The sequence below is a fragment of the Micromonospora sp. NBC_01412 genome, assembly GCF_045040215.1.
GTDB classification, from domain to species: domain Bacteria; phylum Actinomycetota; class Actinomycetes; order Mycobacteriales; family Micromonosporaceae; genus Micromonospora; species Micromonospora rubida.
The window spans coordinates 5,844,213-5,866,284 of record NZ_CP109528.1 but is presented as its reverse complement, the minus strand read 5'-3'; the positions used below and the strand labels follow the sequence as shown (position 1 = coordinate 5,866,284).

Here is a 22,072-nt window from a genome sequence, read left to right as displayed (position 1 = left end):
TCCCGCGATAGCCGATACAGCTTAACCCACGATCTTCCTCGCGCGCGCATCGGCCCCGGCCGCCTCGCCGCCACCCCACACCCCCTAAAGCGTCCTAGGAGGGTGGGTGGGATGGGGACGAAAGAGCCGGGCGGGGCACTGGGCCCCGCCCGGCTCTAGGTCGTACGACGAAGGGTCAGCCGTGCGCCTTGCCCCGGCCGCCCGGGCCGAGCTTCTTGCGCGGGCGTACCGAGATCTCCACCGGGCTGCCCTCGAAGCCGAACTCCTCGCGGAGCTTGCGCTCGACGAAGCGCTGGTAGCCGGCGTCTAGGGGCGCGGTGGTGAAGAGCACGAACCGCGGCGGGGCGACGCCCGCCTGGGTGGCGAAGAGGATCTTCGGTGCCCGGCCGCCGCGGATCGGGTGCGGGGTCGCCTGCACCAGCGCGGTCAGCCACTGGTTGAGCTGGGCGGTCGGCACCCGGGTCTCCCAGCTCGCCAGGGCCTTGCGCAGCGACGGGGCGAGCTTGTCGACCGCGCGGCCGGTCATCGCCGACAGGTTGAGCCGCAGCGCCCACGGGATGCGGCGCAGTTCCCGCTCGATCTCCTTGTCCAGGTAGTACCGGCGGTCGCCGTCGACCAGGTCCCACTTGTTGAAGGCGATCACCAGCGCCCGGCCGGACTCGGTGACCATGGCCAGGATCCGCTGGTCCTGCTCGCTGATCGGCTCGCTGGAGTCGAGCAGCACCACCGCCACCTCGGCGGCCTCGATCGCCCCGGCAGTCCGCAGGCTGGCGTAGTACTCGGTGCCGCTGGCCCTGCCGACCCGCTTGCGCAGCCCGGCGGTGTCCACCAGCTGCCAGGTCTCCCCGCCGATGGTGACCAGGCTGTCCACCGGGTCGACGGTGGTGCCGGCGACCGCGTCGACGACCGCCCGCTCCTCGCCGGAGAACCGGTTGAGCAGGCTTGACTTGCCGACGTTGGGGCGGCCGACCAGGGCCACCCGGCGCGGCCCGCGCGGGCGGTTCTCCTCGATGGGCGGCGCCTCGGGCAGCACCTCCAGGATCTTGTCGAGCAGGTCGCCGGAGCCCCGGCCGTGCAGCGCGGAGACCGGGTACGGCTCACCGAGGCCGAGGGACCACAGCGAGGTCGCCTCCATCTCGATGGCGGTGTTGTCGGCCTTGTTGGCCACCAGGATGACCGGCTTGGCGCTGCGCCGCAGCATCTTCACGGCGGCCTCGTCCACGTCGGTGGAGCCGACCATCGCGTCGACCACGAAGAGCACCACGTCGGCGGTGGCGACGGCGATCTCGGCCTGCGCGGCGATCGCCGCAGCCCGGTCCTTCGCGTCGGGTTCCCAGCCGCCGGTGTCCACCACCGTGAACGCCCGGCCGGTCCACTGCGCGTCGTAGGGGACCCGGTCCCGGGTCACCCCGGGGACGTCCTCCACGACCGCCTGGCGGCGGCCGATGATCCTGTTCACCAGGGTGGACTTGCCGACGTTGGGGCGGCCGACCACGGCCACCACCGGCACCGGGCCGCTCGGCTCCTCGGCGTCGAGGTCCGGAGCGCGCAGCTCCGTCCAGCTCTCGTCCGTGGTCATGCCACTCCCCGTTCGGTCAGCAGTGCGCGCAGCCGGTCGACGACCTCGTCGATGCCCAGTTCGGTGGTGTCCAGCACCACCGCGTCGACCGCCTGCTGCAACGGGTCGGCCTTGCGGGTCGAGTCGAGCTGGTCCCGGCGGGCCAGGTCGGCGGCCGTGGCGGCCACGTCGGCGGCGTCCTCGGCGCTGCGCCGCTGGGCGCGGGCTACCTCGGAGGCGGTCAGGTAGACCTTCAGGTCCGCGTCCGGCGCGACGACCGAGCCGATGTCCCGGCCCTCGATCACGATCCGGCCGGCCTTGGCGATCAGCTCCCGCTGCCGGGCCACCAGCAGCGCTCGCACCGACGGCACGGCGGCCACGGCGGAGACCGCGGCGGTGACCTCGGGGCCCCGGATCTCCCGGTCGACGGTCACCCCGTCAGCGGTCACCCCGTACCCCTGGGGGTCGGTGCCGATGCGCAGGTCGACCTCGGCGGCGACCTTGCCCACGGCGGCGGCGTCGGTCAGGTCGACCCCGGAGCGAAGCACCGCCCAGGTGATCGCCCGGTACATCGCGCCGGTGTCCAGATAGCGGGCACCGAGCCCGGCTGCGAGCCGCCGGGAGACGGTGGACTTACCCGAACCGGACGGCCCGTCCACAGCTACCACGCAGCGCCCGGCCCGTACGTTTTCCTCCACCGTGATCCTCCTCAGCCCGTGCCTCGCGGGGCCCGGCGGCCCGTCGCAAGCGGTTGTCGTCGTCGTCAATCATGCCTACGGCCCACATTTCGGCCGCGCGCGACGCCGCCGGTGGCGACCCACGCCACCGCACGCCCCGCCCGGGGCGCCACGGAAGCCTACCGGTTGTGGTACCCCGGACTGCGGGGTCAGTCACCCACGGCCTTGAACAGCGCGGCGACCTCCGCGTTGGTGAGCCTGCGGGTCCGCCCGGCGCGCAGGTCGCCGAGGCGGATCGGCCCGATCGCGGTACGCACCAGCCGGGCCACCGGGTGCCCGACCTCGTCCAGCAGGCGCCGGACGATGTGCTTGCGCCCTTCGTGCAGGGTCAGCTCCACCTGGGCGGTCTTGCCCAGGGTGTCCACCAGCTTGAAGGAGTCCACCGTCACAGGGCCGTCCTCCAGCTCGATCCCGGCCGCCAGCCGCCTGCCGAGGCTGCGCGGGATCGGGCCGGCCACCTCGCACAGGTACGTCTTCGACACCCCGTACGACGGGTGCATGAGCCGGTGGGCGAGGGTGCCGTCGTTGGTGAGCAGCAGCAGTCCCTCGCTGTCCGCGTCGAGCCGCCCGACGTGGTAGACCCGCTGCTCCACCCGGTTGCTGATGAAGTCCGACAGCGCGGCGCGTCCCTTCTCGTCCGCCATGGTGGAAACCACCCCGCGTGGCTTGTTCATCGCCAGGTACACCAGGCGGGTGTCGACCTGGAGGCGCTCGCCGTCGACGTGGATGACGTCGCGGGTCGGGTCGGCCCGGTCGCCGAGCTTGGCCACCCGGCCGTTCACCGTGACCTGACGGCGGAAGATCAGGTCTTCGCAGGCACGCCGGGAGCCCACGCCGGCGGCGGCCAGCACCTTCTGGAGGCGTTCGGCCCCCTCGAAGACGGGCGCGTCGGGTTTGGGGGCACGTTCATCGCGTGGCATCGGCAAGCTCTTCTATGTCGTCGGGGAGGAACGGGGCGAGTGGCGGCAGCTCGTCGACGGAGTTCAGCCCCAGCTTTTCCAGGAACATCGTGGTGGTCCGGTAGAGGAACGCCCCGCTGTCCGGTTCGGTGCCGCACTCCTCGATCAGGCCGCGGGAGACCAGCGTACGGATCACCCCGTCGCAGTTGACACCCCGGATGGCCGAGATCCGCGACCGGGTCACCGGCTGCTTGTACGCCACCACGGCCAGTGTCTCCAGCGCCGCCTGGGTCAGCCGGACCGACTGCCCGTCCAGGACGAACCGCTCGACGTACGTAGCGTATTCCGGCCGGGTGTACAGCCGCCAGCCGCCGGCCGCCCGGCGCAGCTCGAAGCCGTGCCCGGCGGCGGTGTAGCCGGCCGCGATGTCGTCGAGCACCGGGCCGATCCGCTCGGGTGACTGCTCCAGCACCTGGGCGAGGGTCAGCTCGGCGACCGGCTCGTCCACCACCAGCAGGATCGCCTCCAGCGCGCCGCGCAGCTCCGCGTCGTCGAGCACCACGGCCGGGGGCGGCTCGGGCACCCTCCGCCGTCCGCGCCTCGACACGCCCCCCTCAGGAGCACCGCCGACCCCGGCCCCGCCACCGCCACCCGCCCCGGCACCGCCACCCGTCCCGCCTGCGGCGAGGACCTCGGCAGCCACATCCTCCCCCGGGGTGCCCGCGTCATCCCCGGGTATGCCCGTGTCATCCCCCGGGGTGCCCGCCTCGGCGGTCCTGGGCGGTTCCGGCCCCTGGAGGTGCCGATCCGCGCCAGGGTCCGCTGCCGCGGTGACCCCGTCGGAGATCTTGGAGGGATTCGGCCCCTCGGGGGGCCGTCTGCTTCCAAGATCTTCCGAAGTCTGGTCGGGGCCGGGCGGGGCGGGGGGGTCCGGGCGGGGCTGGGCGGGGCGGTCCCAGGGTGGGACCCAGGCGGCGGCCTGGTCGGCCAGGGAGTCGTGGCGTTCCTCTTCGCTCATTCCGGTCGCTCCTCCGTCGTCGCCTCGTCCTCCACCTCGGCCCGCGCCCGGCCCGGCGTCTCACCCTCCGCCTCGGCCCGTGACCCGCCCTGCGCCTCGGCGGCTCCGTCGCCCGCCACGGCGACCGGCTCGGACGGCACAGCAACCGGCTCAGACGGCACAGCGACCGGCTCAGACGGCACGGCGACCTGGTCGGACGGGGTGCCGGCGTACTCGTCGACGTGCAGGTCGGCGGCTCCGTCGGCGGGGCCGGTCCAGCGGACCGTCAGCTCCTCCAGGGCCTGCTCCTGCACGAAGGAGACCAGGCCCTCCCGGTACAGCTCCAGCAGGGCCAGGAACCGGGCCACCACCTCCAGGGTGGCCTCGCAGTCGACGCAGAGCAGCGAGAAGGTCGCGGTGCCGGCCCGGCGCAGCCGCTCGGCGAGGATCGCGGCGTGCTCGCGGACACTGACCCGGACCATGTGCACGTGCGCGATGGACACCTCGGGCGCCGGCTTCGGGGTCATCGCCCTGACGGCGATCCGGAGCAGCCGCTCCGGGCCGATACCGAGGACCAGGTCGGGCAGCGCCTCGGCGTACCGGGGCTCCAGGGTCACCGCCCGGGGGTACCGCCGGCCGCCGACCGCCTCCAGCGCGGCGATGTGCGCCGCCGCCTCCTTGTACGCCTTGTACTGCAACAGCCGGGCGAAGAGCAGGTCCCGCGCCTCCAGCAGCGCGAGGTCCTCCTCGTTCTCCACCTCGGCGGCGGGCAGCAGCCGGGCCGCCTTCAGGTCGAGCAGGGTGGCCGCGATCAGCAGGAACTCGCTGGCCTCGTCCAGGTCCCACTGGTCGCCCATGGCCCGGATGTAGGCGATGAACTCGTCGGTGACCCGGTGCAGGGCCACCTCGGTGACGTCGAGCTTGTGCTTGCCGATCAGTTGCAGCAGCAGGTCGAACGGGCCGGTGAAGTTGTCCAGCCGGACGGTGAACCCGGTCGCCGCGCCGACGTCGGCGTCGGCGGCCACCCCGGCCCCGGCGGGCGGGAGCGTGGCGGGCGGGTCGAGGGGCGGGGCGGTCACCGGACGACCGTAGTCCACGCTCCCCCGGCCCTGGCGGGAAGGCGCGCCCCGGATCGGGGGCGCACGCTGGGACGACGGCGCACGGGGGCTACCGCTCCGCCTGCTGGGCGATCACCTCGCGGGCGAGCTGGCGGTAGTTGCGGGCGCCGGACGAGGCCGGGTCGAGGGTGGTGATGGGGGCACCGGCCACCGTGGACTCCGGGAACTTCACCGTCTTGGTGATCACCGTCTGGTAGACCTTGTCGCCGAACGCCTCGACCACCCGCTGGAGCACCTGCCGGCAGTGGGTGGTGCGGCTGTCGTACATGGTGGCGAGGATGCCCTCCAGCTCCAGGTCGAAGTTGAGCCGCTCGCGCACCTTGTCGATCGTGTCGAGCAGCAGAGCCACGCCCCGGAGGCTGAAGAACTCGCATTCGAGGGGGATGAGCACGCCGTGCGCGACGGTCAGCGCGTTGATCGCCAGCAGGCCCAGCGAGGGCTGGCAGTCGATCAGGACGTAGTCGTACTCCTTGCGGATGCTGCGCAGCACCCGGGCCAGGGCCATCTCCCGGGCGACCTCGTTGACGAGCTGTATCTCGGCGGCGGAGAGGTCGATGTTGGCCGGCAGCAGGTGCAGGCCGGCCACGTCCGTCTTGATCAGGACGTCCTCGGCGGTTACGTCGTCCTGCATCAGCAGGTTGTAGACCGACAGGTCGAGGTTGTGCGGGTTGACCCCGAGCCCCACCGAGAGGGCGCCCTGCGGGTCGAAGTCGACCAGCAGCACCTTGCGGCCGTACTCGGCCAGGGCGGCGCCAAGGTTGATGGTGGTGGTGGTCTTGCCGACCCCACCCTTCTGGTTGGCCATCGCGATGATCCGGGCCGGCCCGTGCCGGTCGGTGGGCATCGGCTCGGGGATCGGCCTGCGCATCGTGTATGCCGCCGGGTCCGCCGGGCCGAGATCCGCACCGAGCGTGGCCTGCTGCTCGCGGAGCTCCGTCGTCCAGGTCTCGGCACGGTCACCGTTGCCAGCCATGTCCTCGTTGCCCCCTCCCGACGACCACCCGGTGTCGGAGCCGTCCGACGTCCCTCGCGGCGCCGCGGCGCACCCCGGTCATCCACCCCGCGAGGTCCGCGCCCTGCCGACTGTACGCCACCGGCCAGCAGGGCGATCGGCACCGGTACGGCGTGTCGGCCGGCGCCCCGTACCGGTTCGGGCCGGCCGGGGTGGGGCCCGGCCGCGGGGCGGGAGCGGGTCAGCCCCGGGCGCGGGGGTGGGCGGTGGCGTACACCTCGCGCAGCCGCTCCACGGTGACCAACGTGTACACCTGGGTGGTGGTCACCGAGGCGTGGCCGAGCAGCTCCTGCACCACCCGCACGTCGGCGCCGCCGTCGAGCAGGTGGGTGGCGTACGAGTGGCGCAGGGTGTGCGGGGAGACCGCGCCGGAGCCGGTCACCGGCAGGCCGGCCCGCTCGGCCGCCCGGCGCAGGATGGTCCACGCGCCCTGCCGGGTCAGCGCCGCCCCGCGCGCGTTGACGAAGACCGCCGGGGTGCCCCGGCCGGCGGCGACCAGCCCGGGGCGGGCCCGCACCAGCCAGGCGCGCAGTGCCTCGACGGCGTGCCCGCCGACCGGCACGAGGCGGGTCCGGCCGCCCTTGCCGCGCAGCAGCACCGTCCCCTCGGCGGCGTCCAGGTCGTCCACTGCGGCGCCGACGGCCTCGGAGATGCGCGCCCCGGTGCCGTACAGGAACTCCAGCAGAGCCCGGTCGCGCAGCGCGAGCGCGGCGCCCTCGCCGGTGGCGGCCACAGAGCCGGCGGTCTCCAGCAGCCGGACCACCTGGTCGACGGCGAGCGCCCGGGGCAGCCGGCGCGGCGGGGCCGGTGGCCGGACGTCGCGGCTCGGGTCCGCGCCGGCCAGCCCCTCGCGCAGCGCGAAGCGGTGCAGGCCGCGCACGGCGCTGGCCGCCCGGGCCGCCGAGGAGACGGCGAGCGGCGGGTGGCCGTCGTCGCCGGCGCGCAGCCGGGCCAGGTGCGCCTCGACCTGGCCGGCGTCCACGGCGGCCAGGTCGGCGACGCCGGCCGCGGCGAGCGTCGCGAGGTAGCGCTCCAGATCCCGACGGTACGACGACAGCGTGTTCGCGGACAGGCCACGTTCGACGGTGAGGTGGTCGAGGTAGCCGCGCACGGCGCGACGCAGGGCCGGCGCGGGCTCCTCGCCCGAACCGGCCCCGTCGGTCGTCGCGGCCCGCGCGTCGTCGGTCAGGCCAGCACCTCGTCCAGCGGCAGGGCCGGCAGGCCGTGCGCCTCGGCGACCGGGCCGTAGACGACCTGCCCGTCGTGGGTGTTCAGGCCCAGCGCCAGGGCCGGGTCGCGGCGCAGCGCGTCGCGCCAGTCCCGGTTGGCCAGCTCCAGCGCGTACGGCAGGGTGACGTTGGTCAGCGCGTAGGTGCTGGTGTGCGGCACCGCGCCGGGCATGTTCGCCACACAGTAGAAGATCGACTCGTGCACCTGGTACGTCGGCTCGGCGTGCGTGGTGGGGCGGGAGTCCTCGAAACAGCCACCCTGGTCGATGGCGATGTCGACCAGCACGCTGCCCGGCTTCATCCGGGAGACCAGCTCGTTGGAGATCAGCGTCGGGGCCTTCGCGCCGGGCACCAGCACCGCGCCGATGACCAGGTCCGCGTCGAGCACGGCCCGCTCGATCTCGTACGCGTTGGAGGCGACCGTCTGCAGGTGGCCCCGGTAGATGGCGTCCGCCTGGCGCAGCCGGGCGACGTTCTTGTCCAGCAGCAGCACCTCGGCCTGCAGGCCGAGCGCGATCGCGGCGGCGTTCATCCCGGACACGCCAGCGCCGATGACCACGGTCTTCGCCGCGTACACGCCGGAGACGCCGCCCATCAGGATGCCGCGCCCGCCGCCCTGCCGCTGGAGGTGGTGCGCGCCGACCTGCGGGGCGAGCCGACCGGCCACCTCGGACATCGGGGCGAGCAGCGGCAGCGACCGGTCGGGAAGCTCGACGGTCTCGTACGCGATGCCGGTGACCTTCCGGTCGATCAGCGCGTCGGTACACGCCCTGGACGCGGCCAGGTGCAGGTAGGTGAACAGCACCTGCCCCTCGCGCATCCGGTGGTACTCCTCGGCGATCGGCTCCTTGACCTTGAGCACCAGCTCGGCGGTCTCCCACACCTCGTCGGCGGTGGCCAGGATCTTCGCCCCGGCCGCGGCGAACTCGTCGTCGGTGATGCTGGACCCGACGCCAGCGCCGGACTCGACGAAGACCTGGTGACCGCCGCGGGTGAACTCGTTGACGCCCGCGGGCGTGATCGCCACCCGGTACTCGTGGTTCTTGATCTCGCGGGGGATTCCGACCTTCACGATGCAGACACCTCTCTTCGGGGCGTCCCACCCCGACCGCACGGTGCGCGGGGGCTCCGTTGCCGCCGCGGTCCACCGGTCCCGTCGGCGGCAGTCTAGGCGCGCAGTCCGCCGCGCAGCGCCGACACTGTGGCATCCGGTCCCCGCCGGGGCTGACGATGTGTCAGGCATCGACAGGACCGACGGTGGAGAACATCTCATCCATCAGGACATATTCGACCCCGATCGTCCCACAGGGCGGACTCCGGGGCGGACAGGACCTGAGTGGATCACTAGGGTGTCGCCCCATGACCACTCCTTATCAGCAGCACCCGCAGGGCACCTCCGACAAGAGCAAGCTCGTCGCGGGCCTCCTCGGCATCTTCCTCGGCACCTTCGGCGCCGGGCGTTTCTACATGGGCGACACCAAGACCGGCGTGATCCAGCTCGTGGTGAGCCTGGTGACCTGCGGCGCCGGCGGCATCTGGGGCCTCATCGACGGCATCCTGATCCTGGTCAACGGCGGCGTCGACGGGCAGGGTCGCCCGCTGCGCGACTGACGTCCGACAGCGACGGAGAGGGGCCGTGCGGTTCGCCGCACGGCCCCTCTCCTCGTCGTACCCACCGGCCGGGCCCCGATTCCACCGGCCCCTGTCCCGGCCCCTGATGACAAGCACCTGGTCACGGGCCGCCGGCCGGCCCGGCCGCGCGGTCGCTCAGCGCGGCAGCGGCGCGTCCGGGCGGCGCAGCACCGACCAGCCGGTGTCCCGGGCGCGGGCGGCGGCGAGCAGCCCGGCCACGGCGGAGGCGTTGGTGATCTCCCCGGCCAGCACCATCCGCACCGCCTCGTCCAGGTCGACCCGGACCACCTGGAGATCGGCCTCCTCCTCGCTGCGCTGGTGGCGCCGCTCGGTGGGCACGTCGGCCAGGTCCCGGGCCAGGAAGACCCGGACCACCTCGTCGGTGAAGCCGGGCGAGCTGTGCAGGTCGACCAGCACGTCGACCGTGCCGGCGGTGAGGTCAACCTCCTCGGCCAGCTCGCGGGCCGCCGCGGCGGCCAGGTCCTCCCCGGAGACGTCCGTCAGGCCGGCCGGCAGCTCCCACAGGTGCCGGCCGACGGGGTGGCGGTACTGCCGGATCAGCACCACCTGGCCGGCGTCGTCCACCGCCACCACGGCCACCGCGCCGACGTGCCTCACGTAGTCGCGGGCGGAGGTGCCGCCGCCGGGCATAATGACCTCGTCGGTGACCACGGAGAAGATCCGCCCGGCCCAGACCTGCCGCCGCCCGGTCACCTCGTAACGGTGCTCCACGGCGCTCACGACGCCGACGCCGTCTTCTTCTCGGCGGCCGCCCCACCGTTGCGCTCGGCCCGGCGGGCCGCCTCCTCCGCCGCCGGGGCGGCGTCCAGGTTGACCGGGAGCTGGTCGGCCTCGGAGTACGTCACGGCGGCCTTCACGAACGCCGCGAACAGCGGGTGCGGCCGGGTCGGCCGGCTCTTCAGCTCGGGGTGCGCCTGGGTCGCCACGAAGAACGGGTGCAGGGCGCGGTCCAGCTCGACGAACTCGACCAGCCGGCCGTCCGGGGACGTGCCGGAGATGGCCAGCCCGGCCTTGGTGAGCTGGTCACGGTAGGCGTTGTTCACCTCGTACCGGTGCCGGTGCCGCTCGCTGACCTCGGTGCTGCCGTACGCCTCGGCGACCAGCGACCCCTCGGCGAGCCGCGCCGGGTACGCCCCGAGCCGCATGGTGCCGCCCAGGTCGCCCCGGCCGGCGACGATGTCCTCCTGGTCGGCCATGGTGGCGATGACCGGGTGCGCGGCCTCCTCGTCGAACTCCAGCGAGTTCGCCCCGGCCAGGCCGGCGAGGTGGCGGGCCACCTCGATGGTCATGCACTGCAGGCCGAGGCAGAGGCCGAGCAGGGGCACGCCGTTCTCCCGGGCGTACCGGGCGGTGCCGATCTTGCCCTCGATGCCGCGCACACCGAAGCCGCCGGGGATGACGATGCCGTCCACGCCGGCCAGGGCCGCCGCCGCGCCGGCCGGGGTGACGCAGTCGTCGCTGGGTACCCAGCGCAGCTGCACCCGGGCCCGGTGGCCGAACCCGGCCGCCCGGATCGCCTCGCTGACCGACAGGTACGCGTCGGGCAGGTCGACGTACTTGCCGACCACCGCCACCGTCACCGTGTGGTGCGGCTGGTGCACGCGGTCCAGCAGGTCGTCCCAGCTGGCCCAGTCGACGTCGCGGAAGGACAGGCCGAGCCGGCGCACCACGTACGCGTCCAGGCCCTCCCGGTGCAGCACCTTCGGGATGTCGTAGATGCTCGGCGCGTCCGGGGCGGCGACGACCGCCTCCCGGTCCACGTCGCAGTAGAGCGAGAGCTTCTCCTTGAGCTTGTCCGGGATCTCCCGGTCACAGCGCAGCACGATCGCGTCCGGCTGGATGCCGATGTTGCGCAGCTGGGCCACCGAGTGCTGGGTCGGCTTGGTCTTCAGCTCCCCCGACGGGGCCAGGTACGGCACCAGGGAGACGTGCAGGTAGAAGCAGTTGTCCCGGCCCAGGTCGTGACGGACCTGCCGGATCGCCTCGAGGAACGGCAGCGACTCGATGTCGCCGACGGTGCCGCCGACCTCGGTGATCACCACGTCCGGAGCCTGACCGTCGCCGTCCGGGTCGGCCATGCCGAGGATCCGGGCCTTGATCTCATTGGTGATGTGCGGGATGACCTGGACGGTGTCGCCCAGGTACTCGCCGCGCCGTTCCTTGGCGATCACCTCGGAGTAGATCTGGCCGGTGGTGACGTTCGCCTTGCCGGACAGGTCCCGGTCCAGGAAGCGCTCGTAGTGCCCGACGTCCAGATCGGTCTCGGCGCCGTCCTCGGTGATGAACACCTCACCGTGCTGGAACGGGTTCATCGTCCCCGGGTCGACGTTGAGGTAGGGGTCGAGCTTCTGCATCACCACGCGCAGCCCGCGCGCGCTCAGCAGGCTGCCGAGGCTGGAGGCGGTGAGGCCCTTACCCAGCGAGGAGGCGACTCCCCCGGTGACGAAAATGTGCCTGGTCGTCCGTGCTGAAGGGGCCAAGGCCTGCTCCCGTGTCGTCCGTCGCGGTCGTGCAGACCGCCGTGCCGATCAGCAAAGTGATCACGCGATCCACGGGATTCCACGCTAACACCTCCCCGGGCCGGGCCCGCAGGCCGCACCCGAGGTCCCCCGCCAGTGCAGCGCCGGGGAGGTCAGGCCGTCGCGACCTCGGTTGATGCGCGGGCGTCCCGACCCGGCGTGCGTCGGGCCGGGTCCCCGCCACCGGCGTCACCGGCCGAGCCGTCGGCCGGGGCGTCCACCGAAGCGTCGGCCGGGCCGTCCGGTGCCGGGCCACCCGACCGGGCCGGCGCCGCGTCCAGGTCGCCCCGGTCCGGGATGCGCGGCGACCCGCCGGGGCGGCCGTTGGCCGGGCCGCCGTCGGCTGGCTGGGTCCGGTCGGCGGAGTGGTCGAGCACCCGCAGCGCCGCGAGGGCCGCCATCGGCACCGCCAGCGCCCCGGCGGCCCCCGCGACATCGAGCGCGGAGCCACTGAGCACCCCACCGATGACGGCGGCCACCGCCGTGCCGGCCATCGCGGCCCGCATCGCCGGGTAGATGCCGAACAGCCGCATCAGCCCGCCCCACGGCTGAAGCAGCGCGAACCAGACCAGCAGGGCGCCGAGCAGGGCCAGCACGGTCAGCGGGCTGTTGACCAGCGTCTCGAAGTTGGCGCTGCTGGACCGGTGCACGGTCAGTCCGCCGGTGCCGTCGCCGACGGCGGCCAGGAACCGGCCGAGGCTGCCCCGCTCGGTGGCCGGCCGGCGCAGGTCGATCACCGCGTAGCCGATGGTGAGGGCCAGCCCGGCCATGGTGGCCCAGACCAGCCGGCTGACCGTCAGCCAGCCGCCGGTGCTGATCGCCGCAGCCACGCTCACCCCGGCGGTCAGCGCGATCGCGCCGATCGAGTCCGCCCCCAGGTACGGGCTGCCGACCACCACCACGGCGAGCCCGCCGACGGCGACCACCACCATGGGCCGCCACTGGCGGCGGACCCGCTGGGCCAGCCAGCCGGCGCAGAGCAGGGACCCGGCGATGAACACGCCGAGCCCGACGGTGCCCAGGCCAGCGAATCGGCCGCCCTGCAGGGCCGAGTAGCCGACCACCCCGTTGATCTGCAACCGGGCCCCGGTGAGCACGTCGGTGGCGACGACGACGGTGGCCAGGCCGGCGACCGCGCCGAGTGGGCCGAGCGTCGAGGCATGCCCGGGGACGAACCGGACGGCGACGGTCCCCCCGGCCACCAGCAGCGCCGTCACGGTGGCGAACCACCAGCCGGCGTGATCGCCGCGCCACCACGGCACGACGTCGGCGAGCAGGGCCGCCGGCACGGCCAGTGCGACGGCGACGAGCAGCAACTCCACGGTCGCCACCACCCGCCGGGGCACCGGCGTCGGGCCGACCGGCCCGGCGTGCCGGCGGGCGCGGCGCAGCAGCGGCAGCACCGCGAGGGCGAGCAGCACCTGCGCGCCCACGAGCAGGGCGAAGAACCAGCCGGTGACCCGCCGCTGGGCGGCGGACTCCCGGTCGGCGTCGGCCGGTGCGGCGAGCGCGGCCGAAAGGTCCGCCGGCCGGCCGCCGACGGTGACCGCGGGCCGACCGAGGAACAGCCGCTCCGGCATCGGCCGACCGAGGGCGGCGAGGGCGGTCGGCGCCAGGTCGACCAGTTGCAGGTAGCCCTCCCGCCCGGTGGTGGGCGAGGTGAGCCAACCCTGCTCCCAGCCGGGGCCGTCGGCGACGGCGACGTGCAGCCGAGACGGCAGGCCGGTGTCGGAGACCCCGGCGACCAGCACCAGGGAGCGCGGGGGCCGCGCGGCGAGCACCCGGGCCAGGTCGGCGTCCGCCCGACGGGCCTGCTCGGCCCGGGCGGCCGGGTCCTCGCCGGAGACAGCGCCGAGATCGACGATGCTCAGCACGCAGGAGCCGAGCAGCGGGGCCGGGTCGTCGGGCAGCTCCGGGGCGTACCGGTCGACCCGACCGAACGGGCGGGCGGCGGCCACCGCCGCGCCGGAGCCGACCGCGACCGAGCAGCGCACCGACTCGGAGAGCGCGCCGGGCACCGCGCCCCAGGACTGGCGCTGCTGGTTGTACCGCACGACGCCCCCCTGGTCGGGCAGGTTCGCGCCGATGCCGTCGGGCTGCTCCACGGTCACCCCGACGGCCGGGCAGGCACCCGTGCCGCGGCTGCCGTTCCAGGCGGCGAAGTTGCCGGCGCCGAGGGTCAGCCAGCCGTCGACGGGGCAGGTGGGCCGGTGCGCGGAGCGCACCGACAGGGAGCCGATCGAGCCTTCCTGCGCCATCCGCCACAGTGTCGGGGTCGTCTGCGGGTCCACGTCGTCCCAGCGCAGGCCCGCCACCCCGGCCAGCACCACGAAATCGGCGGTGCGCCGGGGGGCCTCCCCGGTCGGCCGCGCGGCGAGGGCGGCGACGCCGAGGACCACGACCAGCAGCGTCAGCAGGATCGGCGTGACTCTGCGCAGCATCACCGGCGTCCCGTCGACGGGGCGTCGGGGGCGGCCGGGCCGGCCGCGTCGGGGGCCAGCTCCGCGTAGAGCGCGGCCAACTCGGCGACGGTGTCCGCCTCGGTGGGCCAGGTCCCGGCCCGCGCCGCGCCGGCCCGGCCCAGGTCGGCCCGGCGGGTGGCGTCGTCGAGCAGCCCCCGCACGGCGGCGTCGACCGCGTCCACGTCGTCAGGGGGCACCAGCGCGGCCGCGTCACCGACCAGCTCCGGCAGGCCGCCGACGGCGGTCGCCACCAGGGGTACGCCGGCGCGCAGCGCCTCCTGGGCGAAGAGTTGGCGGGCCTCCCAGTCGCTGGTCACCACGGCCAGGTCGGCGCCGGCCAGCAGGTCGGCCACGTCGGTGCGGTGCCCGAGCAGGGTGACCGGGGCGCGGGCTGCGGAGACCCGGGCGGCCAGCGGCAGGTACGCCGGCCCGCTGCCGGCGATCACCACGACCGGCGGTGGGGTCCGACCGCGCCACCGGGCGGCGGCGTCGATGAGCACGTCGTACCGCTTCTGGGGGTGCAGCCGGCCGACCGAGACGATCAGCGGCTGGTCGGCGGCCACCCCGAACTCGGCACGGACGGCGGCCCGGCGGCGGCGCGGCGCGGGCAGCGCCGGCGCGGCGACCGGGGCGAGCCGGGCGTCGGCGGCGCCGAGCGCGGCGGCCCGCTCGACCAGGTCGGTCGAGGCGCCGAGCGCGACCCGGGCGCCCCGGGCGACGACCCGCTCGGCGAGGCGGGACAGCCCGCCGCGCAACCCCCGGGCGAGGACCGCGTTGTGCCAGGTGACCACCAGTGGGACCGCCGGCCGGGCGAGGACGGCGACCAGCCCGGCGCGCAGCCCGTGCGCGTGCAGCACGGCGACCGGCTCGGCGGCCAGCGCGCGGCGCAGGGCGGCGACCGCCCGGGCGTCGGCCGGGGTGGGGCTGGCCGGGATCTCCACCGGCCGGAACCGGGCGCCCACGCCGGTGAAGTCGAACTGCTCCTCGGCGGCGGCCGGACCGCAGACCAGCACCGGGGCGCCCGCCGCGGCGATCCCTCGGGCGACGGAGCGGACGTGCTGGCCGACGCCGCCGGTGCTGGACGCGAGCAGCAGCGCCACGGTGCCGTTTCGGCGGACGTTCGGCGTCGCGTCGGTCACCACGGCCGCCCCCGGCCCGCCACCGTCGTCGGCCCGCCGCACGTCGTCGCGATCACCCGGACACCGTCTCCTTTCCGTCGCCCCGCTCCGGGGGGACCGCGCCCTCCTGCCGAGGCCCTTCGGCCCGCCCGGCTCCCCGGCCCGCCCCGCCCAGCCGGCGGCGCACGGCGGCCAGCAGCGGCCGGACGTCCCGCCGGTCGGTCAGGTACACGATGGCGAGGAACACGACGCCGACCACGGCTGCGGACAGCATGCCCTGCACGAGTGCCGCCGGTGCCGTCGGGGTGCCGTCGCCGGCCCCGGCCAGCGCCCGGGCGACACCGGCCCCGGCGAGCGCGCCGAGCGCCCCGCCGAGCAGCCCGGCCGCCCCGGCGCGGGGCATGCCGGCCAGCGCGACGGGACCGGCCACGCGACGGACCGCGACCAGCAGCAGGGCGCCGAGCAGCAGCATCCCGGCCGAGTTGGCCAGGGTCACCGCGAGCACCCGGTCGTCGCGGGGCAGCAGCGCCGCGAGCGGGGCGACGGCCAGCGGCACGGCGAGCCAGCCGACGGTGATCGCGGCGGTGGCCGCCCGGGTGTCGCCCCGGGCATAGAGGGCCCGGGAGAGCACCGCGAACAGCCCATAGCCGAGCAGGCCCGGGGCGAAGCCGGCGATCCCGGCGGCGACCGGGGCGGGATCGTCCGAGCGGAAGAACGCGGCGACCGGCGCGGCGGTGCCGGCCAGCGCCGCCGCGCCGAGACAGCTGAACAGGAACACCCCCCGAGTGGTCGAGGCGAGGGTGCCCCGGTACGCCGCCTCATCGCCGGTCGCCGACGCCGCCGCGAGGGTCGGGTACGCGGCGACGGCGAGCGGCACGGCCAGCACCGCCCAGGGCAGCAGGTACATCGTCTGGGCCAGGTTGAACACCTGGAGGGAGCCGGTGGGTCCGCCGGAGGTGCTCTTGATGAGCACGGCGAGGGCGATCTGCTGGGCGGCGACGGTGACCACACCTGCCGTCGCCAGCCCACCGACGCGGGCCCGGGCGTCGGCGCCGAAGGCGTACCCGGGGCGCGGCCGCAGGCCCATCCGACGTAGCGGGATCAGCAGCGACAGCGACAGCACCACCACTCCGAGGGTGGTGCCGCCGGAGAGGACCAGTTCGCCACCCCGGCTCACCCCGGCGACCGTGGCCCGGCGCCCCTCGGCCGCGCCGAAGGCCAGGTACACCGCGATCACGGTGAGGCTGGACAGCAGCGGGGCGATGACCGGCCAGGCGAACCGGCGGTGCGCCTGGAGCACCCCGGTGAGCACGATGCCGATGCCGTAGAGCGGCAGCTGGGGGGCGAAGATCCGCAGCATCCGGGCGCCGGCGGCCAACTCCGCCGGGCTGCGTCCGGAGCTGAACGCCTCGACGATCGGCCCGGCCAGCAGGGCGACCGCCACGGCCAGCGGCACCAGCAGGGTCACCGTCCAGGTCAGCAGGGCCCCGGTGGTCGCGGCCACCGTCCGCCGGTCCCCCGCCGCGACCGGCCCGGCCAGCAGCGGTACGACCAGGCTCGCCAGCGCCCCACCGGCCACGATCTCGAAGATGATGTTGGGCACGGTGTTGGCGACGACGTACATGTCACCGAGGTCGCCGAAGTCCAGCGTCCAGGTGAACACCAGGGTGCGGCCGAAGCCGGCGAGCCGGCTGACGACGGTGAGCGCGGCGATGAGGACGGCCGCTCCGGCGACGCGGCCGGTGCCGGCGAGGGGTGCCGGGGTCTTCACGTCAGTCGGTGCGCCGGCCCAGTGCGTCCAGCTCGCGCAGGCCCGGGGTGGCCTGGATGACCTGGGTGAAGCTGACCTTCTCGCTGGCCGCGGTGAGCCCGGCGAGCACGGCGAGCACGCCGGCCCGGCCGAGCGGCCCGGTGCGGGCCGCGAGGGCCACCCCGAGCAGCGCGCCGAGCGCGTTGGCCCCGCCGTCGCCGATCATCACCTGTTCGTCGAGGTCGTCGCCGAGCAGGCCGGCTGCGGCGCCCACCGCACCGGCGGCGATCCCGCCGTGCGGGCCCCGGGCCAGCGGCGCGCCGAGCAGCAGGCCGGACTTCAACGCCCGGCCCGGCCGCAGGTCGAGCAGGTTGAGCAGGTTGGCGGTGCCGGCGATCACCCCGGCACCGAGCAGCACGTCGACGGTGCGACCGACCGCGCCGTGGCGCTGCCGGCGGGGATGGGCGGCGACGGTGGGGTCCGCGGCGAGCAGCGCGGCGGCGCCGAGCCCGGCCGCGCCCACTCCGACGATCTTGACGAGGCCGGCGGTGACCCGCCCCTCCCGCAGCGCCGCGAGGTGCCCGGCGAAGCCCTTGGCGGCCTTCTGCTCCGGCCGGGCGCCGACCATGTCGTCGTAGACGCCGACAGCTCCCCCGCCCACGCCGGCCACCAGCGCGGCGGCGCCGGCGGGCCCACTGGGCGCGCCGAGCGCGCCGGCCGCGGCGGCACCGGCGGCGAGCGCCGGGCCGGCGGCAAGGGTGAGCGTGCGGCCCCGGAAGTTGGTGCGGTCCAGAGCCGGGGCGACCGGCGACGTGCGCACCTCGCGCAGCGCGTACCGGGCGGCGGCGGCGCCGGCCCCGGCGATCAGCAGGCGGCCCAACAGGCTCACGCGGTCACCCCGTTCAGGACGCCGCCTGCGTGGCGGGCGGGATCGGACAGCCGGGTACGTCGTTCGCTCACTGGGGCAGTCTAGGCAGTATTGCGGTGACGTTGTCGCCCACGCCGTACTGGCCGGCCTTCTTCTCGACGACCTGCTGCACCAGTGCCAGGCTGGTGACCAGTTGCCCCTGCATGGTGTTGGCGTCGTCAACGGTGGAGATGGACTGCGACAGCACCGGATCGTTCCGGACCACCGACACCACGTTCCCGCCGGCCGAGCCGGTGCCGGCCACCACGATCGCGCCGGCCCGGTCGAACTGCTCGGCGACCTTGACCACCGACTCGTCCTTCTTCGCCGAGTCCTTGTCCACGTACGGCTGCCCGCTGACCAGCACCACCGCCTCGGCCGGCCCGGTCACCTTCTCGTCGGTCGTCAGGTAACCGGCCTTGGTGTACGACGCCAGCACCGCCAGGCGGTCGGCCTCGGTGACGGGGGTGCCGCCGGCCCGGTCCAGCAGGACGCTGGCCAGCAGGGCGCTGGAGGTCTCCACGCCGTGGCCGTTGCCGGGCAGGCCGGAGGCGGGGGCGCTGGGCCGGGCCGCGGTGACGGCCAGTTCCATCAGGTTGCTGTTGTTGTCCGGGTTGATGAACTTGTCCTGGAGGTCGACCCGACCGGTGACGGTGGCCCCGGCGGTCCGGAGCATCTTCAGCACGCCGTCGGTGTGCTCCCGCCCGCTGGGCAGGTCGAGCACCAGCACCCGGCGGCCGGCGAGCTTGCCCGACAGCACGATCGGGGCGATCTCGGCGGCGAACTGCTGCTCCGTCTCCAGTTCCTTCTGCATGCTGTTGACCATCTGGCGCCTCTGCTGGTTGTCCTTGCTCAGCTCGTTCACCCGGTCCTTGAGCGAGTCGGCCACCGGGCCGTTGAGGGCGGCCGTGCCGACCACCAGGCCGATGGCCAACGCCAGAAAGACCGCGGTCAGGGACACCACGTGGTAGCGAAAGTTGATCACGCTTGCAGCCTCTTGATCGGTCGGGAGCTAGAAGAGCTGGCCGAGCTGGAACACGAAATTGTTCCACCATTCGCTGACCACGCCCAGGTATGCCTTGCCGACGGTGGAGACCGCCACGGCGGAGGCCATCGCCGCCACCGCCGCGAGCACCAGCAGCAGCAGGGAGGAACCGGAGATGCTCTGCCGGTAGAGCCGGCTGACGCCCTTGGCGTCCACCAGCTTCCCGCCGACCTTGAGCCGAGTGAGGAACGTCGAGGCCATCCCGCCCCGGCCCTTGTCGAGGAACTCGACCAGGGTGGCGTGCGTGCCGACCGCCACCAGCAGCGACGCGCCCTTCTCGTCGGCCAGCAGCATCGCCAGGTCCTCGCTGGTCGCCGCCGCCGGGAAGGTGATCGCCGGGACGCCGAGCCCGTTGACCCGGGGCAGTCCCGGCGCCCGCCCGTCCGGGTACGCGTGCACGATCACCTCGGCGCCGCAGCGCAGCACGTCGTCGGTGACCGAGTCCATGTCCCCGATGATCATGTCGGGGGTGTAACCCGCCTCGACCAGGGCGTCCGCCCCGCCGTCCACGCCGATCAGCACCGGCTTGAACTCCCGGATGTACGGGCGCAGCACGTCCAGGTCGTCCTTGTAGTCGTAGCCGCGCACCACGATCAGGCAGTGCCGGCCCTGGACCTGGGTCTGGATCTCCGGCACGCCGACGCCGTCGAGGAGCAGGTCGCGTTCCTGCCTGAGGTAGTCCATGGTGTTGGCGGCGAACGCCTCCAACTGCACCGACAACCCCTCCCGGGCGTCGGCCATCGCCTTGGCCACCGTCTCGGTGTCCTGGAGGGCGCCGTGCGCGACCGGCTCGCCGCCGACGTACACGGTGTTGCCCTCGATCCGGACGGTGTCGCCCTCCCGGACCTGCTCGAAGATCCCCTCACCGAGGTCGTCCAGGAGTGGGATGCCGCCGGCGACCAGCACCTCGGGGCCGAGGTTCGGATACCGGCCGGAGACCGACGGCTTGGCGTTGAGCACTGCGGTGACTCCGACGGCGACCAGCGAGTCGGCCGCCACCCGGTCCAGGTCGACGTGGTCGATGATCGCGATATCGCCCGGGCGCAGCCGGCCGACCAGGCGTTTCGTCCGGCGATCGAGGCGCGCGGTGCCGAGGACTGTGTCCGGTTCCGCGCTCCGGATCCGGCGCAACGTGGGTAGACGCATCGTGACCATCCTGGCATGTGAGGCAGGCTTTTCTGTCGCGACATGCCTGAGCAGGGCCGCCTACCCAGGGAAGCACACCGCAGCGCACACCAGTGTGCCTGCGCTCACAATCGGCCGCGGTCAGGGCCGCCTTTCCCGAGCCGCAACGGCCAACAGCTCCTCCGCGTGGGCGATACCCAGATCGGAGTCCGGCAAACCCGCCAGCATCCGGGCCAGCTCGCGGGCCCGCTCGGTGTCCTCCACCACCCGCACCCCGCTGGTGGTCACCGCGCCCCCGGTGTCCTTCGCCACGACCAAATGCTGGTCGGCGAACGCGGCCACCTGCGGCAGGTGGGTGACCACCAGCACCTGGTGGCTGCGGGCCAGCCGGGCCAGCCGGCGGCCGATCTCCACCGCCGCCTGGCCACCGACACCCGCGTCGACCTCGTCGAATACCAGGGTGGGCGGGCCGCCGGAACCGGCGAAGACCACCTCTATGGCGAGCATCACCCGGGACAGCTCACCGCCGGACGCGCCGCGTTGCAACGGCAGCGACGGCGCGCCCGGATGGGCCAGCAGCCGCAGCTCCACCTCGTCACCGCCGTCCGGACCCACGCTGACCTCGACGCCGTTGACCGGCAGACTCGGCTCCGACTTCCCCACCGGCCGGGGCAGCACCGCCACCTCGATCCGGGCGTGCGGCATGGCCAGCCCCGCCAGCTCGACGGTGACCTGCTCGGCGAACCGGATCGCCGCCTCCTGTCGGGATGTCGACACCCGCCCGGCCAGCTCGGCCACCTCACCGGCCAGCCGGGACGCCTCCCGGTCCAGCTCGTCGAGGAGCTCGTCGGAGGTGCCCAGGTCGGAAAGCCGGGCGCGGGCCCGCTCCGCCCAGGCGACCACCCCGTCGACGTCGTCGGCGTACTTGCGGGTCAGCCCCCGCAGCGCCGCCCGCCGCTCGTAGATGGTCTGCAACCGCGCCGGGTCGGCGTCCAGCGACGCCAGGTACGCCGACAGCTCGGCGGAAACGTCGGCGACCAGGGTCGCCGCCTCCTCCAGCCGGGCCGCCAGGTCGCCCAGAGACGCGTCGGTGCCGGCCTGCGCCTCCAGCGTGCGCCGGGCCAGCCCGAGCAGCGCCGTGGCATCCGGCGTCTCGTCGGTCGCCTCCGCGCCCCCGGCCACGCACTGGTACGCCGTCTGCGCCGCCGTGCGCAGCCCCTCGGCGTGCTCCAGGCGCTGCGCCTCCGCCTTCAGCTCGTTGTCCTCACCCGGCTGCGGGTCGACCCGGCTGATCTCGTCCAGCCCCAGCCGGAGCAGGTCAGCCTCCTGGCTGCGGGCCCGGGCGTTGCGCCGCCGGTCGGCCAGGTCCTCGACCACCGTCCGCCACCGGGTGAACGCCTCGCGCAGCGCGTCGATCAGCTTCTCGTGCTCCGGCCCGGCGAACCGGTCCAGCGAGGCCCGCTGCTCGGCCGGTCGCAGCAGGCGCAGCTGGTCGGACTGGCCGTGCACCGCCACCACCTGCTCGCCGACCTCGCCGAGCATCGCCACCGGCATGCTCCGCCCGCCCAGGTACGCCCGGGAGCGCCCCTCCACGGTGACCGTCCGGCTCAGTAGCAGCGTGCCGTCGTCGTCGGGCTCGCCGCCGGCGTCGGTGACCCGCGCGTGCACGGCCGCCGCGACCCGTCCGCCGAGGCGCAGCCGCCCCTCGACCACCGCGCGGCCCGGCTGGGCGCGCACCCGGCCGGCGTCAGCCCGGCCGCCGAAGAGCAGGCCGAGGCCGGTCACCACCATCGTCTTGCCGGCACCGGTCTCGCCGGTGATGACGTTCATCCCGGCGGTCAACGGCAGCGTGGTGTCCTCGATGACGCCCAGTCCGGTGATGCGCAGCTCTTCCAACACAGCACCCGACAGTAGACGCGGGCCCCGACAGTTGACCAGCCGGC

18 protein-coding genes are annotated in these 22,072 nt (G+C 74.5%); 1 reads left to right on the top strand and 17 read right to left on the bottom strand.

The genetic code is table 11. The annotated features are described in order from the left end of the window. Nucleotides 1-175: 175 nt before the first annotated feature. The 8 genes from der to ald form a co-directional block, all read right to left on the bottom strand. On the bottom strand, nucleotides 176-1,579 hold the full coding sequence (gene der / locus OG617_RS25930; RefSeq protein WP_405095549.1) for a ribosome biogenesis GTPase Der: 1,404 nt from the start codon (nucleotides 1,577-1,579) through the stop codon (nucleotides 176-178). Continuing rightward, nucleotides 1,576-2,256: a (d)CMP kinase gene (gene cmk / locus OG617_RS25925; RefSeq protein WP_405095548.1), complete on the bottom strand. Its 681-nt coding sequence runs from the start codon at nucleotides 2,254-2,256 to the stop codon at nucleotides 1,576-1,578. The genes der and cmk overlap by 4 nt, the downstream gene beginning before the upstream one ends. A gap of 188 nt (nucleotides 2,257-2,444) precedes the next feature. After that, on the bottom strand, nucleotides 2,445-3,215 hold the full coding sequence (locus OG617_RS25920; RefSeq protein ID WP_405095547.1) for a pseudouridine synthase: 771 nt from the start codon (nucleotides 3,213-3,215) through the stop codon (nucleotides 2,445-2,447). Beyond that, nucleotides 3,202-4,212, bottom strand: a complete 1,011-nt coding sequence (gene scpB / locus OG617_RS25915) for an SMC-Scp complex subunit ScpB (protein ID WP_405095546.1) — start codon at nucleotides 4,210-4,212, stop codon at nucleotides 3,202-3,204. Before scpB ends, OG617_RS25920 begins: the two co-directional genes overlap by 14 nt. Further along, nucleotides 4,209-5,270: a segregation and condensation protein A gene (locus tag OG617_RS25910; RefSeq protein ID WP_405095545.1), complete on the bottom strand. Its 1,062-nt coding sequence runs from the start codon at nucleotides 5,268-5,270 to the stop codon at nucleotides 4,209-4,211. The genes scpB and OG617_RS25910 overlap by 4 nt, the downstream gene beginning before the upstream one ends. An 88-nt stretch (nucleotides 5,271-5,358) precedes the next feature. Next, on the bottom strand, nucleotides 5,359-6,282 hold the full coding sequence (locus tag OG617_RS25905) for a ParA family protein (protein ID WP_396684845.1): 924 nt from the start codon (nucleotides 6,280-6,282) through the stop codon (nucleotides 5,359-5,361). Between the two features lie 220 nt (nucleotides 6,283-6,502). Then, nucleotides 6,503-7,510, bottom strand: a complete 1,008-nt coding sequence (locus OG617_RS25900) for a site-specific tyrosine recombinase XerD (protein WP_405103964.1) — start codon at nucleotides 7,508-7,510, stop codon at nucleotides 6,503-6,505. Continuing rightward, a complete protein-coding gene (ald, locus tag OG617_RS25895; protein ID WP_405095544.1) occupies nucleotides 7,507-8,622 on the bottom strand; it encodes an alanine dehydrogenase in 1,116 nt (371 codons plus the stop codon). The genes OG617_RS25900 and ald overlap by 4 nt, the downstream gene beginning before the upstream one ends. 158 nt (nucleotides 8,623-8,780) lie before the next feature. Here ald and OG617_RS25890 point away from each other — a divergent pair, with 158 nt between their 5' ends. After that, nucleotides 8,781-9,161, top strand: a complete 381-nt coding sequence (locus OG617_RS25890) for a TM2 domain-containing protein (protein WP_405095543.1) — start codon at nucleotides 8,781-8,783, stop codon at nucleotides 9,159-9,161. A 156-nt stretch (nucleotides 9,162-9,317) separates the two neighbouring features. On the opposite strand, the gene OG617_RS25885 is transcribed toward OG617_RS25890, so the two are convergent. The 9 genes from OG617_RS25885 to recN all read right to left on the bottom strand — a co-directional run bounded on the left by OG617_RS25885 (nucleotide 9,318) and on the right by recN (nucleotide 22,028). Beyond that, on the bottom strand, nucleotides 9,318-9,923 hold the full coding sequence (locus tag OG617_RS25885) for an NUDIX domain-containing protein (RefSeq protein ID WP_405095542.1): 606 nt from the start codon (nucleotides 9,921-9,923) through the stop codon (nucleotides 9,318-9,320). Beyond that, nucleotides 9,920-11,683 (bottom strand): CTP synthase, encoded by a 1,764-nt coding sequence (locus tag OG617_RS25880; RefSeq protein ID WP_405095541.1) that lies wholly within the window; start codon nucleotides 11,681-11,683, stop codon nucleotides 9,920-9,922. The genes OG617_RS25885 and OG617_RS25880 overlap by 4 nt, the downstream gene beginning before the upstream one ends. A gap of 152 nt (nucleotides 11,684-11,835) precedes the next feature. Further along, nucleotides 11,836-14,163 carry a hypothetical protein gene (locus tag OG617_RS25875; protein WP_405095540.1) on the bottom strand — a complete coding sequence of 776 codons (2,328 nt, stop codon included), beginning with the start codon at nucleotides 14,161-14,163 and terminating at the stop codon, nucleotides 11,836-11,838. Continuing rightward, nucleotides 14,163-15,323 carry a glycosyltransferase family 4 protein gene (locus tag OG617_RS25870; protein WP_405103962.1) on the bottom strand — a complete coding sequence of 387 codons (1,161 nt, stop codon included), beginning with the start codon at nucleotides 15,321-15,323 and terminating at the stop codon, nucleotides 14,163-14,165. Before OG617_RS25870 ends, OG617_RS25875 begins: the two co-directional genes overlap by 1 nt. A 52-nt stretch (nucleotides 15,324-15,375) precedes the next feature. Beyond that, nucleotides 15,376-17,073, bottom strand: coding sequence for a murein biosynthesis integral membrane protein MurJ (murJ, locus tag OG617_RS25865; RefSeq protein ID WP_405095539.1), 1,698 nt, complete (start codon nucleotides 17,071-17,073; stop codon nucleotides 15,376-15,378). 1 nt (nucleotide 17,074) lies between these two features. Further along, on the bottom strand, nucleotides 17,075-17,941 hold the full coding sequence (locus OG617_RS25860; protein WP_405095538.1) for a hypothetical protein: 867 nt from the start codon (nucleotides 17,939-17,941) through the stop codon (nucleotides 17,075-17,077). A gap of 67 nt (nucleotides 17,942-18,008) precedes the next feature. Continuing rightward, nucleotides 18,009-18,944, bottom strand: coding sequence for a copper transporter (locus tag OG617_RS25855; protein WP_405095537.1), 936 nt, complete (start codon nucleotides 18,942-18,944; stop codon nucleotides 18,009-18,011). 27 nt (nucleotides 18,945-18,971) lie between these two features. Beyond that, a complete protein-coding gene (steA, locus tag OG617_RS25850) occupies nucleotides 18,972-20,150 on the bottom strand; it encodes a putative cytokinetic ring protein SteA (protein WP_405095536.1) in 1,179 nt (392 codons plus the stop codon). A 120-nt stretch (nucleotides 20,151-20,270) separates the two neighbouring features. Beyond that, complete coding sequence (gene recN / locus OG617_RS25845) at nucleotides 20,271-22,028, bottom strand: DNA repair protein RecN (RefSeq protein WP_405095535.1); 1,758 nt, start codon at nucleotides 22,026-22,028, stop codon at nucleotides 20,271-20,273. Between the last annotated feature and the right edge of the window lie 44 nt (nucleotides 22,029-22,072).

What these genes read in the sequence shown, in the direction of transcription:
- steA (WP_405095536.1), bottom strand. Translation starts at nt 20,150, where the DNA reads ATGCGTCTACCCACGTTGCGCCGGATCCGGAGCGCGGAACCGGACACA.
- der (WP_405095549.1), bottom strand. Translation starts at nt 1,579, where the DNA reads ATGACCACGGACGAGAGCTGGACGGAGCTGCGCGCTCCGGACCTCGAC.
- OG617_RS25920 (WP_405095547.1), bottom strand. Translation starts at nt 3,215, where the DNA reads ATGCCACGCGATGAACGTGCCCCCAAACCCGACGCGCCCGTCTTCGAG.
- scpB (WP_405095546.1), bottom strand. Translation starts at nt 4,212, where the DNA reads ATGAGCGAAGAGGAACGCCACGACTCCCTGGCCGACCAGGCCGCCGCC.
- OG617_RS25905 (WP_396684845.1), bottom strand. Translation starts at nt 6,282, where the DNA reads ATGGCTGGCAACGGTGACCGTGCCGAGACCTGGACGACGGAGCTCCGC.
- OG617_RS25890 (WP_405095543.1), top strand. Translation starts at nt 8,781, where the DNA reads ATGTGTCAGGCATCGACAGGACCGACGGTGGAGAACATCTCATCCATC.
- OG617_RS25875 (WP_405095540.1), bottom strand. Translation starts at nt 14,163, where the DNA reads ATGCTGCGCAGAGTCACGCCGATCCTGCTGACGCTGCTGGTCGTGGTC.